The 20,608-nt window shown below is 36.5% G+C and carries 13 protein-coding genes, 1 pseudogene and 1 other annotated feature; of the genes and pseudogenes, 3 read left to right on the top strand and 11 right to left on the bottom strand.

Annotated features, from left to right (window positions below; genetic code table 11):
• The first annotated feature begins 71 nt into the window (after positions 1 to 71).
• Positions 72 to 1,877, top strand: a complete 1,806-nt coding sequence (locus J7649_RS01770; protein ID WP_219309067.1) for an ATP-dependent nuclease — start codon at positions 72 to 74, stop codon at positions 1,875 to 1,877.
• Positions 1,861 to 3,846: a UvrD-helicase domain-containing protein gene (locus tag J7649_RS01765; RefSeq protein ID WP_219309066.1), complete on the top strand. Its 1,986-nt coding sequence runs from the start codon at positions 1,861 to 1,863 to the stop codon at positions 3,844 to 3,846. Before J7649_RS01770 ends, J7649_RS01765 begins: the two co-directional genes overlap by 17 nt.
• Positions 3,847 to 4,034: 188 nt before the next feature.
• Here the strand turns inward: J7649_RS01765 and J7649_RS01760 are convergent, their stop codons facing one another.
• From J7649_RS01760 to J7649_RS01720, 9 genes and pseudogenes are all read right to left on the bottom strand, one after another.
• Positions 4,035 to 5,297, bottom strand: a complete 1,263-nt coding sequence (locus J7649_RS01760; RefSeq protein WP_228738654.1) for a 5-methylcytosine restriction system specificity protein McrC — start codon at positions 5,295 to 5,297, stop codon at positions 4,035 to 4,037.
• 1 nt (position 5,298) lies between these two features.
• Positions 5,299 to 7,194 carry an AAA family ATPase gene (locus J7649_RS01755; protein ID WP_104425925.1) on the bottom strand — a complete coding sequence of 632 codons (1,896 nt, stop codon included), beginning with the start codon at positions 7,192 to 7,194 and terminating at the stop codon, positions 5,299 to 5,301.
• Positions 7,195 to 7,232: 38 nt separating this feature from the next.
• A complete protein-coding gene (locus tag J7649_RS01750) occupies positions 7,233 to 10,487 on the bottom strand; it encodes a type I restriction endonuclease subunit R (RefSeq protein WP_219309065.1) in 3,255 nt (1,084 codons plus the stop codon).
• Between the two features lie 34 nt (positions 10,488 to 10,521).
• Positions 10,522 to 11,439, bottom strand: coding sequence for an Abi family protein (locus J7649_RS01745; RefSeq protein ID WP_219309064.1), 918 nt, complete (start codon positions 11,437 to 11,439; stop codon positions 10,522 to 10,524).
• A gap of 187 nt (positions 11,440 to 11,626) precedes the next feature.
• Positions 11,627 to 13,003 carry a restriction endonuclease subunit S gene (locus J7649_RS01740; protein ID WP_219309063.1) on the bottom strand — a complete coding sequence of 459 codons (1,377 nt, stop codon included), beginning with the start codon at positions 13,001 to 13,003 and terminating at the stop codon, positions 11,627 to 11,629.
• A complete protein-coding gene (locus J7649_RS01735; protein ID WP_219309061.1) occupies positions 13,003 to 15,330 on the bottom strand; it encodes a type I restriction-modification system subunit M in 2,328 nt (775 codons plus the stop codon). The genes J7649_RS01740 and J7649_RS01735 overlap by 1 nt, the downstream gene beginning before the upstream one ends.
• 154 nt (positions 15,331 to 15,484) lie before the next feature.
• Positions 15,485 to 15,592: pseudogene (locus J7649_RS01730) on the bottom strand (IS701 family transposase); the annotation flags it as partial.
• 15 nt (positions 15,593 to 15,607) lie between these two features.
• Positions 15,608 to 16,636 (bottom strand): IS701 family transposase, encoded by a 1,029-nt coding sequence (locus J7649_RS01725; RefSeq protein WP_219309059.1) that lies wholly within the window; start codon positions 16,634 to 16,636, stop codon positions 15,608 to 15,610.
• A 233-nt stretch (positions 16,637 to 16,869) separates the two neighbouring features.
• Complete coding sequence (locus J7649_RS01720) at positions 16,870 to 17,223, bottom strand: helix-turn-helix domain-containing protein (RefSeq protein WP_005103547.1); 354 nt, start codon at positions 17,221 to 17,223, stop codon at positions 16,870 to 16,872.
• 496 nt (positions 17,224 to 17,719) lie between these two features.
• Between J7649_RS01720 and J7649_RS01715 the strand changes: the two genes are divergently transcribed.
• A protein-coding gene (locus tag J7649_RS01715; RefSeq protein ID WP_219309053.1) for an IS3 family transposase occupies positions 17,720 to 18,939 on the top strand; the annotation gives its coding sequence in 2 pieces (ribosomal slippage) (positions 17,720 to 17,996 and positions 17,996 to 18,939; 1,221 coding nt in all).
• Positions 17,995 to 18,111: a sequence feature (AL1L pseudoknot), on the top strand. (Overlaps the previous gene by 117 nt.)
• A gap of 1 nt (position 18,940) precedes the next feature.
• Here J7649_RS01715 and J7649_RS01710 read toward each other — a convergent pair.
• On the bottom strand, positions 18,941 to 19,174 hold the full coding sequence (locus tag J7649_RS01710) for a hypothetical protein (protein WP_005265709.1): 234 nt from the start codon (positions 19,172 to 19,174) through the stop codon (positions 18,941 to 18,943).
• Positions 19,175 to 19,371: 197 nt separating this feature from the next.
• Positions 19,372 to 20,427 carry an aromatic ring-hydroxylating oxygenase subunit alpha gene (locus tag J7649_RS01705; protein WP_000991568.1) on the bottom strand — a complete coding sequence of 352 codons (1,056 nt, stop codon included), beginning with the start codon at positions 20,425 to 20,427 and terminating at the stop codon, positions 19,372 to 19,374.
• Positions 20,428 to 20,608 lie beyond the last annotated feature (181 nt).

Raw genomic sequence — 20,608 nt, 5'->3', positions numbered from 1 at the left:
ATATATTATTTCTATCACAAACTTATGATATAAATAATATATACAAAAATTTACTCCAAACAACATAAATTATGTACTTATCAAATATAAAACTTTGGAATTTTAGAAAATATGGAGTAGTTGGAAATACTTTTGATCTAACTAAACCTAATTTAGACCTTAATTTTACCAAAGGTCTAAATGTGCTAATTGGTGAAAATGATTCGGGAAAAACGGCAATCATAGATGCCATTAAATTGGTTTTAAAAACTCATAGCTACGATTACATCAAGGTAGAAGAGAAAGACTTTTTTGACGGTTCTACACGATTTAGGATTGAACTTGAATTTTATGATTTAACTGATGATGAAGCTAAAAACTTTACAGAATGGTTAGGCTGGAAAGGTACTGGAGCTGATGCTAAAACATTCTTAAAATTAAATTATGATGTCACTCGCAATGATAAAAAAATTACTCCTTCAGATATAAAAGCAGGTGCTGATTCAGAGGGTTATCTATTAACGGCTGAATCAAAAGAATATCTAAAAACAACATATTTAAGACCTTTAAGAGATGCTGAAAATGAGTTGATCTCAAAACGAAATTCTCGACTTTCCCAAATTTTATTAGGTGATCCTACTTTTAAAAACAAAGATAAAAATCATGAACTTGTTCATATGTTTGAAGGTCTGAATACAAATTTAAAAAAATATTTTAAAGGTGAAGAAATAAGTTTTATCGACAAAGATGGTAATCCAGTAACAAAAACTTATGATGATGGGAAGACAATTAAAGACAAAATTGATGGTTACATTAAAAATTTCTACAATGAAGGCATTTTCACTGAATTTAATGTTTCGTCAACAGAATTAAAAAGTATTTTAGAAAAGTTTTCTCTTTTTTTAGAATCACAAAGAAATGTAGGTTTAGGCACTTTAAATCGACTTTTTATGGCTGCAGAGTTACTTCACTTAAATAAAGAAGATTGGCATGGGTTACGTTTAGGATTAATTGAAGAGTTAGAGGCTCACCTACATCCGCAAGCCCAAATGCAAGTGATTGAAGCATTACAAAGACAAACAAATATTCAATTAATTATTTCAACACATAGTCCCAATTTAGCATCAAAAGTTAAATTAGAAAATTTAATTCTATGTAATAAAGGCAATGCTTTTCCTTTAGGGAAAGAATACACAATGCTAGAGCCTGATAGCTATAAATATCTAGAAAAATTTCTCGACACTACTAAGACAAACCTCTTCTTTGCTAAAGGAGTGATTCTAGTAGAAGGATGGGCGGAAGAAATTTTAATTCCAAGTTTCGCAAAAGCTATAGGAAAAGATTTAACGGCAAAAGGCATTTCTGTCGTTAATATTGGTGGTGTTGGTTTTCAACACTTTGTCGATATTTTTCTTCGAAAGCAAGAATCTCATATGACTATTCCTGTTGCGGTGATTACGGATTCTGATGTAAGAACTTATGAAAAAGTTGGCGAAGACTACTGTCCCAAATCATCTAAAGTACTAGAAAATGAAATCGCTAATAAAATTAAAGAAATTAATGAAAAATCGAATCAAAATGTTAAATATTACGCCGCTAAACAATGGACTTTAGAATATTCTATTTTCAAATCTAAAAAACTGTCAGCATTATTTCAGAAACATTCTAAAACTATACATACAAAAACCAAATGGGACTCAAACTTTGAATTAGAACTCGCAAAAAAACTCATCAATCAAGGGCTAAAAAAAACAGAAATAGCTTATCGTTTAGCTCATGAATTAGATAAAGAAATGAACAAGCACGAACCTGACAGAACATTAAATCTTCATGAAACTGAATCGACAGACAGTATTTATTATTTAATCGAGGCGATTGAATATGTCACAAACAATTGAAATTACAGATGAAGATATAGATTACTCTGAAAAAATTTTACTACCTAAAGGTAAAGTTTTTGATGATGAGCGACGCGACTTTATCCGTAATTTATCTACGATAGATTTACAAGCTGTTCCTGGTAGTGGAAAAACAACAGCTCTTTTGGCAAAATTATTAATTTTAGAAACTAAGCTCCCTTTATCTGATGGTTCAGGAATTTTAGTTCTATCTCATACCAATGCAGCCGTAGACGAAATTAAAGAAAAAATTCATCAATACTGCCCAAAGCTTTTTCGTTATCCCAATTTTATTGGAACGATACAAAGTTTTGTAAATGAGTTTTTAGCTATTCCTTATTATAATTTTAAACTTAAGAAAAAACCGCTACGTATTGATAATGAAATATATGCAGAACAAATAGAATTTGCTCTTTCATACAATACAAAAATAGCTCTTTCAAAACGTGGCATAAATTATATTGACATATTAAGTAATTCATTTATAAGTAATAAAGAAATATTTCAGCATTTTTGGAGTAATAAAGAAGTAAATATTCCAAAAATTGGTAACCATACAACTACATATAAAGAATTAGCAAACATAAAACTTAATTTACTAAAAACTGGCATTCTTAGCTTTAGCGATTGCTATGCTTTAGCACAAAAATATCTAAGTAATTATCCTATTATTTACAAAATTATTAATAAAAGATTTCAATACATATTTATTGATGAAGTGCAAGACATGGATACTCACCAATATGAGCTCATTGAAAATATATTTACAGAAAATAAGGATACAAATAGTACAATTCAAAGAATAGGAGACAAAAATCAATCTATTTATAATTCAATAAAAACTGAATCAATTTGGCAAGATAGGGACAATGTTTTTCACCTTTCAAATAGCCAGCGTTTAAGTAGACCAATCGCAAATATTGTTAAAAATTTTGCACTATATCCTGAACACTGCTTAAGCATAATAGGAATGAATGAATGCCAGCTTAAACCGCATATATTATTATTTTCAGATTCATCTATTAAGAACGTTATCCCACATTTTTCTCAACTTGTACAACAATATAAAGGTTCTGGTGAACTAAACTTTCCTCAAGATAAACCTCTAGAAATAAAAGTCATAAGTTGGAATACCGATTGGAAAGAAGATGAAGCTAGTCGTACTAACCCGTCTAAACTTAGATTAGAAGATTATCATCAAGTTTTTAAAAAAAATGAACAAAAACCTAAAGAGGATTATAAATGCTTAAAAAGTTACCTTCATTTCTATGATAAAAAGTACACCACTCTATCTATGATTAGAAAAAATATTTTTCATGCTCTACTTAAGATCTTAAGAATCGAAAAGATTTCGACAAATGAAAATCGTCTTTATACTATTTTAAATTTAATTAATTACCTAAAGGTAAATTCAGAGCAAAATTATGCAGATTTAAACTTAAAAGTATATCAAATTTGTTTAAAGATAATTAAAAATGAACCGAATCAGGCTTTGTCTGATTTACAAACTTATATTCCTGTATTCCTTTCTTATTTTAAAGAAAATTATAGTCTTTCTTTAACGTGCAGTAATTTTATTAACAATGATACAACTGGTATTGACCAAACTAGTAACAATCAAACTTCTACTTCAAATATTATTGAAGAAAATGATCTAAAAATTGAAATTACTAGTGTTCATTCTGTTAAAGGTCAAACACATGATGCAACACTATATTTAGAATCATATTATTATGAAGATGGAAAAGGCAGTAATGCTAAATCTTACGAGTCGCAAAGACTTGCAAATCAATTTTTAGGAAATCCCTTTAACCTAACCACTGAAAGAGCGAAACAATCAACAAAAATGGCATATGTAGGGTTTTCACGAGCAACTCAGCTACTATGTATAGCAATACACAAAAATAGATTTGAACAATACCTAAACACAATAGATCGAAATATATGGGAAGTTAAAAATATTGAATAGTGATTAATCTTGGTCTGCCCCGCTCCTAGACAAATTTTGACTATTCATTTCACATAGGAGAGAACATTATGAGTGGACAAGGATACATCCCAGATGTTTAAAGATGAAGCTATTAAATTTATTATCAACCGTAGATATTCCACCACAAATGTAACAAAATATTTAAAACTACTATTCAAAATATAAAATTATAATGTAGGTAATTTAATAGGCATCTTATAAAATTTTATAAATTGATCAATTGGCTGAGCTTTTAATAATTTGGGTAATTGTTCGAAAGATCGTTGATCTGGATAAATAATTAAACAATCTACAACAATATTCTCCATTTCTTCACCACTATAACCAAAGCATTTCAGAATTTTTTTATCACGAGCATATCCTGCAATTTGTCTTATATCATCAGAATTGTATCGCCCCCTATTTTTCTCATTATCCTGATAGAGCTGCTTATATTTTGTATCAATCACTATTTTTTCAGATTCAGTAATTAATAGAAAATCTGGTTCACCATAATTGGCTTTTTCCTGAAAATGAATTTTCTTACCATATTTCTCTTTTAGTAGCCCTAATACATAAAGTTCAAAGAGCTTTGGCATATCAATCCAAAAAGGTGGAACACTTACTACCTTGTCATCAATTTCCTTAAGATTGTAACCAAATCTCTTTATGATCATTCTTGCTAAATCGAGTGCTTCTTTATATTCCTTATAAAAAGCATTTATTTTCGTTTGTTTAGTTAAATGAAGATCAAAATTCTTATCATCTACTTCATGAAAAGCTGGTTTACAAAAGCTTATTAGAGGCAAAAAATAATCCGAAAATTGCCGATATTTTGCCAAATACATCTCTGCAAATTTCAAAGCAGACTTTAAAATTTTATTTTCAATAGAATCGACACCATAGACTTCAAAATTACATATAGTCTTATTAGGTCTGTTCTTTAAGATATTTTGTTTTAAAGTCTTTGAGACAAGCACCTTACCTTTGATCTTAGAACTTAAATTCTGTTCTACTCGGTAATATGACTTTTTTAACCCTTTTCGAACTACAGATTTTAAAACTTGCAGATACCTGATCATTAACAGTGGTGTAATTAAATCCTGTTTCTGATTGATCTCGATATATGGTTCATCAAACTTAATTTCGTACAAATCCTTTGAATACGCTGATATATCAGAATGTTTCATACATGAGAATAACATCTGGAAATAGTCAGTTTCTTTTGTCTCCTCATTCAATTTTGGAGCTACATAAATAGCTGTGTCATTCTTTTTAAGCCAATCAACACCAACATAATAATTAGTATGTAAGGTAATACCACCTTGACTAAATTTAAGCTCTATACACTTTTTTTCCCTATTATCACAAAAAATAATTTCTTTGACATTAGCCAAATTATCTACTGTGATATTAAGAGGCAAATGTTCAAATGTTTGTTGTAAATTCACTTTAGACCTTTAAGTTCTCAATATGTGCTGCAGCAGACTCTAGTAAAATCCCATCTTTCAAATATTCTTTTAAAATTGGTTTAATTTCATAATCCAATTTAATTTTTAGTTTATTGTCATCTTGGACTAAAAAATAACTATGCCCAATCATGACATCATCTTTCTGGAAATCGGGTGACAGATGTTCTTTAAATAATGAATCTACATTTTTGAAAAGATTTTTAGCTTTTTGATTTTCAATAATGGACTCATTTGGTCGCACATCAACAAATGCAAATCGCCTTCTTATTGCATAATCGATATGTCCTACAGATCGATCAGCAGTGTTCATTGTGCCAATGATATATAGGTTTTTAGGGAGAATAATCTCCCTTCCACTATCCCCATATTCATACATAGATACCACTGATTCTCCTCTATACTCTAGAGCATAAATAAGTTCACCAAGTACTGAAGGTAAATTGGCTCTATTAATTTCATCAATGATTAATACATACTTTCCATTTGGATTTTCTTGAGCTTTTTTTGCAAAATCTGCTAATATTTTATTTTCTACGTTATAAGATATACTTCCATTATCATCAGTTTCTGCAACAATCCCTCTTACAAAATCCTCATAAGAATATGCTGGATGGAATTGTATAATTTGATATTCACCTTGGCTAATCACTTCATTTTTTTCACTAATATCTTCTCCAGTTTTTAAATTAAAATTGGTAGACAAAATATTTGAGAATTCAAAAACTGAAATATCTAAATTAAATTTTGTTTTTTTATCCAGATAAATTTCATAAAGCTTTTTATTTTTCTCAAATAAATTTAGAGCTGAGCAATCAAATTTAAAAACTTTTAAAGCATGGTTAATCATTTTTTCACTATTTATAGGAAAATATTCTGTTGGATAGTATGTATTTAAAATTTTTAACATGAAGCTATCACCGAAATACTTGACAACCTCATCAAGATTTTTTTGATTTACCAAATTATGAAGTTTTTGTGCTACTTCTTTCATCGCAGCTTCATCATCAGTGACATTTTTAATAAATCCGTGCTTACTATATTCCTGTGTACTCTTTTTCCAATAGATTTGGTATGAACGAGATGATCCTGGGAAATAGTACCCCAAAGGTTGAAGTCCTCTCTCAATCCACCAACAAAAGTTATCTCGCTCACCTGTACCAGTACAATATTTATATAAAGTTAATTGCTGGTCTAAACTTTCTTTAGGAAATTGTTCTAAAAACTCATTACGAAGACGTTGATGGAGTTTTCTAGTGGCTTGAATATGATCGCTAGTCGGATCAAATTTTTTTAGTTCACTATCGATAATTTCTTCTGGATGACCAAGCACGTTTGGTTTGATCATGTCTTCAGCGATCAATTTTGCTAAACGAGTTTTCCCCGTTCCTGGAGGACCTTGTAAAATTATTTGGTACTTATAAGTAAGTAAATTAATCGTATTATCCATTACCACTTTTCCATTTATATCTTGATACCAAAATTTAATAAAGTCTGAATTATTAGCTATTTCAATAGTTGTGGGTAAATATAAAGAATCATTCCAACTACCGTGATAATATTTCTTAAATTTTCCTTTATATAAACTGCCTTCTAGCGATAAAATTTCTATCTTTCTAACCAAATCGAACCAAATACTATTATCTACATTCTCATAGCATTCACTTATTACTTTTACTAGAGCAAGTGGACCATCGCTTCTAATGAGTACAACATCGCCTATCTGGACATCCGTATTAAATTTTTGTGGTTGTCCTCTATCATTCGGCCATTGATTCCCTAAACCTATAACACCATTTTCGAGAAGAATTCTTTTTGCTTCAGTACGGTTAACAGCTTCTTTATCACTAGGATGAATCTGCATATGCCAAAAATTCATATTTTTTTACTCTGAAATATCTTTATTTATAACAAAACCTAACGTTCTCTATTCACCAACACATCATAAATAATATGCGCAAACTGCCTCATCTTTGCAGGATCGCTCATGAGCTGTGTCATCTGCTCCATATGTGCCTCATTACTATCCAATACGGCGTCATCAAGCGCCGTATCAAACTCTCCCAGCATCGCCTGTTCACGGGTATTGTTTTGGATCTGCTTCATCATGCGTGTGTTCTCAGACATCTTATCTGCGACGGTATGCACATAATTAATCATGTCTTTATCGGTCAGCTTATCCGTGATAAAGATCTCATTCACACGGCTTAAAATCACCGACAGGAAGTCTTCTTTCTTGTCTTTCGCCTTGGCTGTACCCAAATCATTCCCAGGCTCCAATTTATGCTCAGTACTGTCTGCTTTAAGCTGAATATCCTGCTGACGAAGCTTAGACAAGCGGTAATGGCTCATTGCTACATTACTCAGATCAATTTCATCTTCGTCCGCAGCTTGTTCACGCAGCATCGGGCGTAAGTTACGCGCAAAAAGACTGAGCTTCTCAAGTTCTTGATCATCATATTCCACGATTTGAGACATAAATTCATAGAAACGGGTGAAACTGCCTAAATCCTTTTTGAAGATTTCCAGAGCATCACGCGCTTTCTTCGCTTCTGCAAACTCATTTTCAGCATTGGCAATCAGTACGGCGTCACCTGTCTGTTTACAGCGTTCTAAACGGTTCTTGGTGACATCATAATCATTGATGGCTTGTTTATAGCGATGCTGCCAACGTTGTAAAGCGGGCTTACAGATGTTAGCGAGAGCTGCACTGGATTTATTTTTGCTGTAGAAGGCCTCAACGAACTGTTCTACCTCAGTCCAGAGGAAAATGCCTGAGGCTTTCAACTTTTCAAACAGATCATAAACCTGATCAGGATTGGATACATCCGCCAGTTCCGCCGTTTGATAATATGGCTGGAAAGCATCCAGAATGTCTTGTGGATCGTTAAAGAAATCCAGAACAAAGGTGCCTGACTCCGCTTTACCCGGATAAGTCCGGTTTAAGCGCGATAAGGTCTGTACACACTCCACCCCACCCAATTTCTTATCCACGTACATGGCACACAGTTTCGGCTGATCAAAGCCGGTCTGGAACTTATTTGCCACAATCATCACCTGAAAGTCATCGCTATCGAATGCCTTACGCATCTCACGACCTTTCATATTCGGGTTCATATTGCTTTCGGTAAATTTTTGACCTAACAGATGGCTACTGTCTGCATCATTGGCATTAAATTCTACATCGCCTGAGAATGCCACCATGGCTTGAATGTTGGCATAGTTCTGTTCAGCAATGTATTTATCAAAAGCCTGTTTATAACGCACCGCTTCTTTACGAGAACTGGTCACCACCATGGCTTTGGCTTGTCCACCGAGTAAGCCCATAATATTTTTCTTGAAATGCTCAATGATGATATTCACTTTTTGCGAGATATTATGATCGTGTAAGCGTACCCACTGATTCAGCCTGGTCTTGGCTTTCTTGGCATCGACCTGAGCGTCTTTTTCTTCGATCTTCTGCTTGAGCTTGTAGATGACTTTATAGTTGGTGTAATTCTTCAGTACATCCAAAATAAATCCTTCTTCAATCGCTTGGCGCATCGAATAGACATGATATGCCACAGGAATATTGGTTTTAGACGGCGGCATGCTTGGATCGGGCAAGCGTCCAAACAGTTGTAAGGTTTTATCCTTTGGGGTTGCGGTAAAGGCATAGAAGCTTAGGTTTGCACTGCCCTTACGTGATGCCATCACTGCATCGAGTACATCTTCAGAAGAAAGCTGTTCATCTTCATCACGCTCTTCAATCATCAAAGTTTCTTTGAGCTGACGCGCCGTGGAACCGCTTTGCGATGAATGGGCTTCATCGGCAATGACGGCGTATTTACGTTCTTTTAAACTGGTGCTGTTTTCAATGGCACGCAGTACAAACGGGAAGGTCTGAATGGTGACGATGATAATCGGCTGGGCCATTTCCAAGGCTTTGGCCAGTTTCTCGGATTTAGAACCATCACCTTCTTTATTGTTAATCCGACCCACGACGCCATCCGCATGTTCAAACTGATAGATCGTATCTTGTAGCTGTGCATCCAGGATGGTTCGGTCTGTCACCACAATCACCGAATCAAACATCTTTTTATTGTTGGCATCATACAGACTGGATAGTTGATGCGCCGTCCATGCAATCGAGTTAGATTTACCCGAACCTGCGCTGTGCTGAATCAGGTATTTCTGTCCTGTGCCTTCTACCAATGAATCTTGAACTAGGTTATTCACCACTTTCCATTGGTGATAACGGGGGAAGATCAGACTTTCCTTTTTGTATTTGCGCCCTTCCCAGTCTTCCTTTTCTTCAATCTGTAAATGAATGAAGTTACCCAAAATATTCAGCAAGCTATCAGGTGTTAAGACTTCATTCCATAAATAGCCTGTGGCATATTCGTTGACATCTTCAGGGACATCATTGCCTGCACCTTGGGCTGAAGTACCTTTGTTAAATGGCAGGAAGTAGGTGCTATCACCACTCAAATGCGTCGCCATATAGACTTCATACTGACTGACGGCAAAATGCACCAATGCCCCACGCTTAAACATCAGCAAGGGTTCAGGCTTATTGGTTTCAGGGTCTTTGGGCAATCGGGTTTTTCGGTACTGTGTCATGGCATTTTGCACAGCCTGTTTAAACTCGGACTTGAGCTCCAGAGTTGCCACAGGAAAGCCGTTGATAAACAGTACCAGGTCAATCCGCCATTTCTTGGCTTGCTTGCCTGTTGCCTCTAATTCAGCTTTGGATGTGTATGGGCTATACACCAGTTCAGGCACGACACGGCAGATATTTTGCTGATAGCGCTGATTCAGTTCGGGGTTTAAACCATGTTCAGGTTTAAACTGACAGAATGAAAAGCGTGTGCCACGGGTCTTGATGCCATGACGGAGTATGCCCAATGTGCCATAACTGCGGGATTCAACATCGGTGGCATTGATATCGGCTTTTTTAAGCTGAGCCACGACGGTATCTAAAAAATGGCGTTCGGTATCATTGGGGAAGATGTTTTTAAATTTCTGCCACTCGACCTGTTGGGTCTTTTGGACAAAGTCGAGTACGTCTTGCTCATACAGGGCTTTTTCACAATTGTAGCCTTGCCCAGAACCCACAATCCAGCCATACGATTGCATTTGCGCAATAATATCTTGTTGGAAGATAGTTTCTAAAGTTGCATCCGATCTCATGTTTCCCCTACCCCTAAATACTCAAATTTCTTTATTACTGTTCTATTTGCCAAACTGGATAGCTTTGCCAATCTTCAGGGAAGCCCATCGCTGTTTTTGATATGTTGTGATGTGTCAAAAGCAGATCAACCAGACGTTTACGCCATGTATGCTGTGGGGCGATTTTGTCCATGAAATAGAGTAGAAATACCAGACTGTTATAAATTTTTCGATCTGATGCGTTGGTATTTTCAAAATTGCATTGCACCCGAAGCCCCATCGGCTTACTGCGCGGCTTGGCAATGGTTTTGGTAAATTTGCGGTTCCATAGTCTTGAATGATGGGCACAGGTATTTCTTAAGTAGACAAAATGCTGTAATAAGCCTTCAAACTGTTTTTCATCGCAATCAAAATGACTGGAAATGGCTTTACGTGTCTGAATCGGTGCCAAGAGCTGATACCATTTGGACAGTTGCCCGAAACTCATCACTTCGCAGGTGGCCCAAATCGGTGGTAATTCAGGATCATCATAGGTACGTTTATAGTGTTCTATAAAGACTTCGTCTGCTCGGTCTACTTCGCCTGCAAGTGATTCTAATAATTTGTGCCATCTAAAGGCGGGTTTAAAGTATTGCCCTTGCAGATAGGCATGACAACCATGCCGATGTGCCAATTCATAGGCAAAACGGGTCCGAACGGCAACTTCCAGACGTTCTATGGCATCCAGGATGAGTAGCCTTAATTCACGATCAAAAACATATAACTCTAAAACCTGTTCAAAACTGGTCTCTGGTTTAAAGCAATGTGGTGAGTGGGTATCTTCAAATGGAAGCCAATAGGCACCTAAGCGATAATAATTGATTTGCTCTAGGTAAAATTGTGCCTGTTGTTCATTGGCAAATTGCATGCCACGCGCTTTTAATAATTCGATTTGTTCAGCAAAAGTTTTGGCAGGCTTGTTAAAAGATTTCATAGATGGCTTGCCCCTATTTTTATATTTTTTAGGGCTCCAGAAACAAGTAACCCGACAGTTTGAGGATGCAATTGCTTGCCTAGCCTTGTCGGGTGTTGTTGAGCATATAGTGAATCATTGCAATTATTTATGCAATGATTTTTTGTATCTGCTTGATTCCACATTTGTTTGAGGCAACTGAGAATATTCATGCGCTAAACTCCGTTTTAGCCTCATTGGGGTGTTGCCAGTTGCGTACGTCGATTTTGCCTGTGACCGCAGAGGATATAAGTGCTGTACGGCGCTCACCTAGGAGATTAGAAGCATTAATCGCTTGATCAATCAACCGATCCATATCTGCAAGTTTGATCTTTAACTCATCTACTAATATTTTTTGTTCATGCATCGGAGGTAATACAAAATTCATTTTTGACAATGTAGATATGTAGATATGTTTGATAGTTGTACCGCCAGCATCAAATATTATTTTGCTCTGATAATCAGCACCGGAAAAGGCTCTAACTAGAAACTCAGGTAGCACAATTTTTTTATGAAGCCTTAAAAGAGCTACGGACTGACTAATGCAAACTTCATTATCACCATCAAATAGCGCCGTTCTCCCAAGGGTTCCATCCTTTGTAACTAATATATCACCTGCTTGCGGTTTACTTTTAGGGGACAATAGATTCCTAAATGCTTCTATAGACGTGCGTCTTGCCCCCTCATACTTCACTCGTCCAAACTCAATATCTGTGGCCGTCAGCATGTAAGGCCCTTCATCTGTTGAAGGCATGGGATTGGTGAATCCATAAGAAATGAATTCACATAGCCAACCTACTCTACTCACCTCCCAATGTGCCGGAACCTCACCTAACCATTCAACACCTGAATCTTTCATTGGAACATCAGGATTTAAACCTTTGGTCACGGCATGGCTAATTACCGCTTGACGTTTTTCTTTAAGCAATTCAATCAGCTTTTCTTGTTTGGCAATCAGGCTGTCAATTTTTGCGGTTTCATAGTCGAGGAAACCTATAATTAATTTTTGTTCTTCTTGCGGAGGTAACATGAACACAAATTTAGAGATTTGTTCAAAGTTTAATCCCTCTCTGTTTCCACCTGTCTGTATCAATCTAATTTGAGATTGAATAAGATCTGCTTTTATTACTAAAGACAAAAACTCATTCAAATATTTTTGTACACGAATAATGCATACGTGCTGATTCACATTAGCTTCAGGAAAATTTGTAGGCACTAAACAACTTCGTCCAATTGAGCCTCCTGTGATGTTTAGCAGAATATCTCCTGAAAAGACTTTTGACGTAGACATCTCTTCATGAATAACGTCTGTAATATAAACACTTTCAGATTCTTCGATTTTCAAACCATCATTATAAATATTCTGGCTTCTTAAAAATAAAACCCCTTCATCTTGGTAAATTTCAGCACCACCTTTGGGTGTCTTGCCACTACCAATTTTTGAAGTATGAAAACCAATTTTCGATACTTTCCAATGACTAGGAATCTCACCTAACCATTCAATACCTGAATCCTTATATTCAACATATTTCTGATACTTCGCCATTAAGAATGCACCTCATGAAGAAGTGCCATAATTTCACGGCTGACTGCATCCAAATCTGCATCAATTTCGCTTAAATCACGTGGTGGCTCATACACATAAAAATGGCGGTTAAACGGAATCTCATAACCGACAATACCAATTTCAGCATCTTGAGCATCACGCTTATCGGCGTTAATCCATGCATCAGGCACATGCGGTTGAACTTCACGCTTAAAGTAAGACTCGATTAAATCGGTGGTGCTTTGGCTTGGGTCAAGGGCAATGTTTTCCGCATCACGCAAATCACCATCCTGCACAAACTCAACCACTTTGCCTTTATAGCTAAACTGACCATAAAGCGGATTTTCTGCGCCTTTCACCACTTTATTGATAACAGGTTCAGCGTCGGCATTTTTCCAGGTGATCGCATCCAGGAATTGCTTCTTCTCTTTGGTTTCCAGTTTCACATTGGCATCTTTTAACGCTTGCTTGAGTACATCATCAAAGACATTAAAGTCATCACATTGCGCCGTGCCGATCTTCGCTTGTAAACATTTAGCTTTGTTTAATAAGTTACGCTGTTCCAACCACAATTTTGGCTCAAGTACGGTCTTAATATCTTTTTCTTTCAGCTCGCTAAATTCGGCTTTAATCAGCGCACGGATTTCCACCTCAAACTCATCAAGCTGACCATAGCTGTCTTCTGTCCAGTTCGTAGCGTATTGCGCATAGACCTTTTGCATCACCGCATTAAACGGCTTAGGTGCAAAACGTAACGATGCTACGGCGTCATCACTCACCTGAGCAGATAAGCGCAATGGACGCTCAATGGTCACACGGCGGTAGCCAAAATCATAGCTGTCAAAGATTTTGCTAGAAAAGGTTTTAGCAGCTTCATTTTTAGGATTAACCGATTGACGACCACGATTAGACTTAACCTCTGCGGGCTTATCCAGTTCACGTGCATCCGTCACTTCAAAGTCACCATAACTGCGGGTAATCATCGCAATATCGTCTTCGCTCATTTCATTACGTTTAGAGCCAAGAGACTTACGCATTTTGCTGTACAGGTTGCTACCGTCAATCAGCTGTACTTTGCCCTTACGTTGAGTCTCTTTTTTATTGCTGAGTACCCAAACATAAGTCGCAATACCGGTGTTATAGAACATATCGGTGGGTAGCGCGATAATGGCTTCCAACAAATCTGCTTCTAAAATATAACGGCGGATTTCACTTTCACCACTGCCCGCACTGCCTGTAAAGAGTGGTGAACCATTCAAAATAATACCAATACGACTGCCCTGCGCCGTGCTGTCGTCTTTATTACGCATCTTGCTAATCAGATGCATCAGGAACAGCAAAGATCCATCAGACACACGTGGCAAGCCTGCACCAAAACGACCTTCAAAGCCTTTTTGCTCATGCTCGTCTTTAATATCTGATTCGATCTTCTTCCAGTCCACCCCAAATGGCGGATTCGATAGCATGTAGTCAAACTTCTCATAGGCCAATTGGTCATTGGAGAGAGTATTACCCAGTTTGATATTACGCACGTCCTGACCTTTGATCAGCATGTCTGCTTTACAGATCGCATAAGACTCAGGGTTTAACTCCTGCCCAAAAACGCGCATTACCGCATCAGGGTTATGCTCATAGACATATTCCGAACCTGAGGATAAAAACCCACCCGTACCCGCCGTAGGATCGTAAATGGTCCGAATAATACCGTCACCACTCAGCACATCATCATCCTTACTGAATACCAGACCTGTGGTTAAACGAACGATGTCACGTGGGGTAAAGTGTTCCCCTGCAGTTTCATTTGAACCTTCAGCAAAACGGCGGATCAGCTCTTCAAACACCAAGCCCATTTCATGGTTAGATATATTTTTTGGACTGAGATCAATTTTAGGATCTGAAAAATATTGAACGACTTTGTAAAGCAAATTGGCATCATCCAGGAGACCAATAAATTCATCGAACTTGAAGTGTTCAAAGATTTCACGTGCATCTTTGGAGAAGTTTTGAATATAAGTATTGAGGTTTGAACGAATGTCTTTTTGACCCAGGCTGCCTAAATCCAGCTCGGAGGTATTAAAAAATGACAGGCCATTGGTTGCCTTTAGCAGCATTTTTTCTTTGGCTTCTTCTGGCAGCGGCATGAGTTTCACTTTTTCATTGGCTGCCAATACATCTGCCTTACTGTCTTCAAGTACACACTCTAAACGGCGCAACAGCGTAAATGGGAGAATGACACGACCGTATTGCGATTGTTTGAAGTCACCACGCAGTAAATCTGCCACCGACCAGATAAAAGCTGCTACTTGTGAAAAATTATTATTTGTCATTAAAAAATACCGCTAGCACTCAGGCTATAAAAACTTGAAATTTATAGTTTCATTGTGCCTGATTTACAACATGTTTTGCTAGAGATAGACTGTACAAAAGAATATTAATTAGTATGCCTATGAGTTTTTTAAGTATTATAGGACTTACGCACTATTATTTATAGATTCTCTGTGGTAGCAGATGATTTTTATCGAGAATAAAGTCATCAATGAAGTTTTTGATAACTGGTCTAAATAATTTCTTCTGCCAACGATATACATTAGGACTTACGCACTATTATTTATAGATTCTCTGTGGTAGCAGATGATTTTTATCGAGAATAAAGTCATCAATGAAGTTTTTGATCATTGGTCTAAATAATTTCTTCTGCCAACGATATATATTTTCAAAGATCCGCTCAAACTGGTTCTTTTGTATCTCAACGTAGGCCATCAAGGCTGAAAAAATATGATTCAAAATCAGTTTAGATCGTCTTACTTGAAACTTTTCAATATGACAAACTTGTTTAATCACCCGGTGATATTGCTCTATTTTCCAATGACTTGAATGTAATTCATGAAAACCTTCAAAGGACAATAAATCATCTTCATCTTGATGCACAATATAAAACCTCTGCTGTTCTTTTAACTGAGTCTTAAATAATTGTACAAAGCCAAAATCTTTGAGCCAGACCACTTGACCCTGATGGAAATCTGGCAATAAACGCAGTTGAAACCATTGTCCTTTTTCTGGGGAAACCTTACGGTTACAGTCGATACCAAACATAAATCGAATACCATATTTTCTTATGGTTTTTAGATTTCCAGTCGATGAATACCAACTATCACCTGTAATAAATTGAATCTTTGCACCCCAACTGAGTACTTCACTTAACATATCCATAAAGTAATCATTCTTGGTTTTACTTTCAGATTTGTCATAAATTCGGAAATTAATTGGAATATTTTGACCATTTTGATCTGTCGCATACAAGGTAATGAGATTAATACCCTTGACGGATCGGTGGTGTTTGCCTGACCAAAAATAGCTAACCAAGTCCATATGTTGACTATATGGTTTATCTAAAACATTATCATCAATACTGACTATAAGTTTATTATTATCAATATGTTGAATTGATTCTTGATATAGGTCGTGAGGTGTGTAGTCTTCACGCTCTAGAAAGCGATTTACACTATCATGCGAGATATTATAAGTCTCGGCAAGTTGTGTGCAGCTAATAGAGTTCGGTTCTGTCATGAGAAAGCCCATATAAATGGGTAATGTACAAGTTGCTGTAGAAGCATGTTTAATTCGTCTGATCACAGATACTTTATAAAGTATTTTAATACTTTTTTGAATCCGTCAATGCGTAAGTCCTATATTATTGAAAATAAAGAAATTTTTAGCTTTATGCTCAACGATGAGCAGTGGGACAGATTGAAGGTTGATATAAAATACACCGATCATTAAAAGTTTGTTCTAGTAAGCCCTTCACGTCTGTCCATACCATTTTGGTACTCCCTCAAACCTATCAAGCTCTTTATCGTGAAGGTATATCACCAATCTAATTCTGGCTTTGCGGTCTTTATAACCAGTTTTTGAGTTCGTTTATTATTACCTGAGGCTTTTTTGCGAACTTTACCTTTGAGCTTAAGCAACTGTATCGGTGAAAATGATACTTCAGGTATCAATTGATCTAGATTACCCAACATATTGAGCGCACCTAAAATAGCGATCAGCTCTACTAGTCGAACGTCGCCTTTCTCCGCATTAAGGACAGCTCTCCGACTAATCCAAGCTTTATTAGCAATCTCCGCTTGTGTCATATCTTGATTCAATCGGATGCGTTTTAGGCGCTCACCTATTACTGACGCAATATATATCGGACTATCATTTTCGGAATAATTCATTATTTATTATCCTCATCTAGCTATGTGTTGTGCCGCCGTCATATAAAAATCTAGTCAAAATACCAAAATCTTTAGATCCAAATATGGCACAGCTCTCATGTTAGTTGCCAGTTCTTTGTTAATATCTATGCCTAACTAAATGCGCATTTACCCTAGCTAAAACTGAACATAATGAACGTCCCATCATCAGTTTCCGATGGACTCAATCTTGGCCGCTCTTCCGTATAAATAAAATAAGAAAAATACAAAACACAGTTAAACCAGTCACATTCAAAAACAAAGAATCAATAACTTAAATAAAAAAATCTATCTAAGCAAACCCTTAGCCTAGTTTAAAAAGAATTCAAATTCATCAAAAACCACTCACATTTATAACCATTTTCTTGATCTTTTTTTTGAAATTAACTTTTTAAGCATGTCTCTATATACATTAAAAAAATAAGTAGTGAACCGTACCAGGTTTGTCGGAGAGTCAATATTCTGAGAGACTATCCCGATGACAAAACCAAACTATACCCCCGAAATTAGAGAAAGAGCGGTTCAATTATTGATTGAATCTGAAAAAGATTATCCTTCTACTTGGGCTGCAATCACAGCAATTGCGCCTAAGATTGGTTGTACTCCTGAAACACTTCGTGCCTGGCATCAAAAATACTTAGATCAACAAAATCCCGCCAAAGTACAACAGGTATCTGACCAAGAAAAAATGAAGCAAATGGAACGTGAAATTAAAGAATTAAAACGTGCCAATGAAATTCTACGTAAAGCAGCCGCTTTTTTCGCCCAGGCGGAGCTCGACCGCCCACACAAATAATGGTGGATTTTATCCTTAACAATAAAGATCGATATGGTGTTGAGGCGATTTGTAGGATTTTACCGATCGCTGCTTCAACCTATTACCGGACTTTAGATCTCACAGTAAATCCAGAACATCGAGCGAAACGAGATTTACATGACTTGCAGCATGCTGAGGAGATTAAGCGAATTTGGAAAGAAAGTTCAGGTCGGTATGGTGTGCGTAAGGTCTGGCAACAACTGAAACGTGAAGGCTATGTGATTGCACGTTGTACAGTTGCTCGATTGATGCAAAAGCTAGGTATACAAGGTGTTTGGCGTGGTAAGAATAAACAAACCACCCGTAACCGAGATGACCAAAAACGGGCAGATGATTTAGTGAAACGTAATTTTAATGCTGATCATCCAAACCAACTATGGGTGGGTGACTTTACGTATATTCAAACTCATTCAGGCTGGGTATATACCGCATTTGTTAATGACGTGTTCTCACGAGCAATTGTTGGATGGAAAGTATCTACACGGATGAATACAGATATGGTACTCGATGCATTGGAGCAAGCATTGCACGATCGAGGCATGCCAAAGAATGTGATTCATCATTCCGATAGAGGTGTTAAATATCTTTCTATTCGCTATACCAATCGTTTAGAAGCTGCAAATTTACGAGCATCAGTCGGTACAACTGGTGATTCATACGATAATGCTCTGGCTGAAACGGTGAATGGCTTATACAAAACAGAGGTGATTGAATATTTAAAAGCAGATTGGCAAGGTTTAGCAGATGTACAACTTGCGACACTAAACTGGGTAGATTGGTTCAATAAAAAGCGTGTACACAGTGCACTGGGTTATGTATCGCCTTTTGAGTTTGAAGCAATGTACTATGATAAGATTAACCCGTTAGGTCAGGTGGCCTAACTTAAATAAAAAAGTCTCCGACAAACCCGGTACGGTTCAAGGGGATATGCATAACGGTACTTGGATTGACCAAGGTAATAGAAGCTACATCGTCGAACTTGGCTTTCTTTGAGTTTGCGAGATAGTTCTTGATTTCAACTACACGAGATTCTGGAACACGCAAAACTTTTGTAGGTTCATCATAAAGAGCTTTACGTCCTGCCCCTTCTCTACTTCCACCATACTGGTTTACCATCTATGTCTCTCCCTGTATAAACTTGATATTGTAACAAAATCAAGTTTATTAATTAGAAGAAGCTAAGACAATGAAATTACGATAAATGGTTAGTCACTTTTATATTAGTATTTCTGCGAAATCAATCTCTAAAAATATAAGGGAAACTATTTCCCTTATATTTCAACCAATCGTGAGAATCAGGTTATCTTATATCCCTAGACCACATATCTTTTACTTAATCCCCATTCTGCCAATATCCGTCTATATGTCGTTGAAGATTTGTCTGCTGCAAAGTGCGCCTCCATTGAAACATCTAATGGAAGTTCTTCCGGTTTTTGACTCTCAACAATATCCTGATCCTCTGCAAAAATTTGTGCATTGAAGTCATATACAGCCTGTAGGTCACCCGTCGTATCAAAATTACGTGTCAACGGAACAAATAGCCTGGTTTGATTATGCGAAACAGGACAACAAGCATTCAAAATTTTTAAAATCCCATTGTTAGGAAAATAGACAGTAAGTGTTGCCGAGAATGGAGGATATACATCAAATTCTCGTTTCCATAAGAAATTCTCTGGCTCTAAATGTCTCAAACTATGAGGAAAGTTACTTACTGTAGAGATATAAATCGTTTTAAGTCCATAATCTGTTCTTTCAGTTTCATATTTTGGCACTACTGGATTATCACGATCAGCGAATGCCTTGTTATGCACCCAGGCAAAATGTGCCACATCGATAAAACCTTCAAGCTGACGACCACTAGAACCTGCTATATCAACAAATGGTGGGAGTATTGATTGATGTTCATCTGAATCCCAAGTTTCAAGAACTGGAAAATTAGCTTCACTTTCATCACGGCTAAATAAGCTGGTCCAAACTAGTCCATATTTCTCAACTACAGGGAATTTAGTTAAGGTGAACCGATCTGAAATTTGGGTAAGTTCTGGTTGAGCAGGGATTTTTACGCACTTACCTTGTGCGTTATAGTTGAGCCCATGATAGGGACAAACAATATTTTCACCTTCTACCCATCCTTTACTTAATGGCACTCCTCGATGTGGACAGATATCTCTTACCAGATGAATTTCTCCACTTTCAGTTTTATAAATAGCCATTTTGACATCAAGAAGCTGAACTTGCTGCGGTTGAGTCGTTACATCCTGGATTTGAACTACCGGATACCAATGCTGCGCTAGAATATTCCAGTCATTTGGGTCAAATTGACTACATTGTGGCTGAGTGAATAAATTGAGAACTGGTATTGCATTCATTTTAGCGCTGCCCCTCTTATAAGTTATTGATTAATTCAAACTTCTTAGCATTGCTGCATCATGACTTTTTCTTTTCTATCTGTCTATTAAAGACTTTAGGAATGGTATTTCTAATTTTTAGAACACTTTTCTTATTATTGTTCTTCTTATCTAAACTTAACGAATAACTAGCATTTTATAA

Source organism: Acinetobacter lwoffii, assembly GCF_019343495.1.
In the GTDB taxonomy this organism is placed as follows: Bacteria; Pseudomonadota; Gammaproteobacteria; order Pseudomonadales; family Moraxellaceae; genus Acinetobacter; species Acinetobacter lwoffii_P.
The sequence above is the reverse complement of the archived record's forward strand: the minus strand, read 5'-3'. Positions and strand labels throughout refer to the sequence as shown.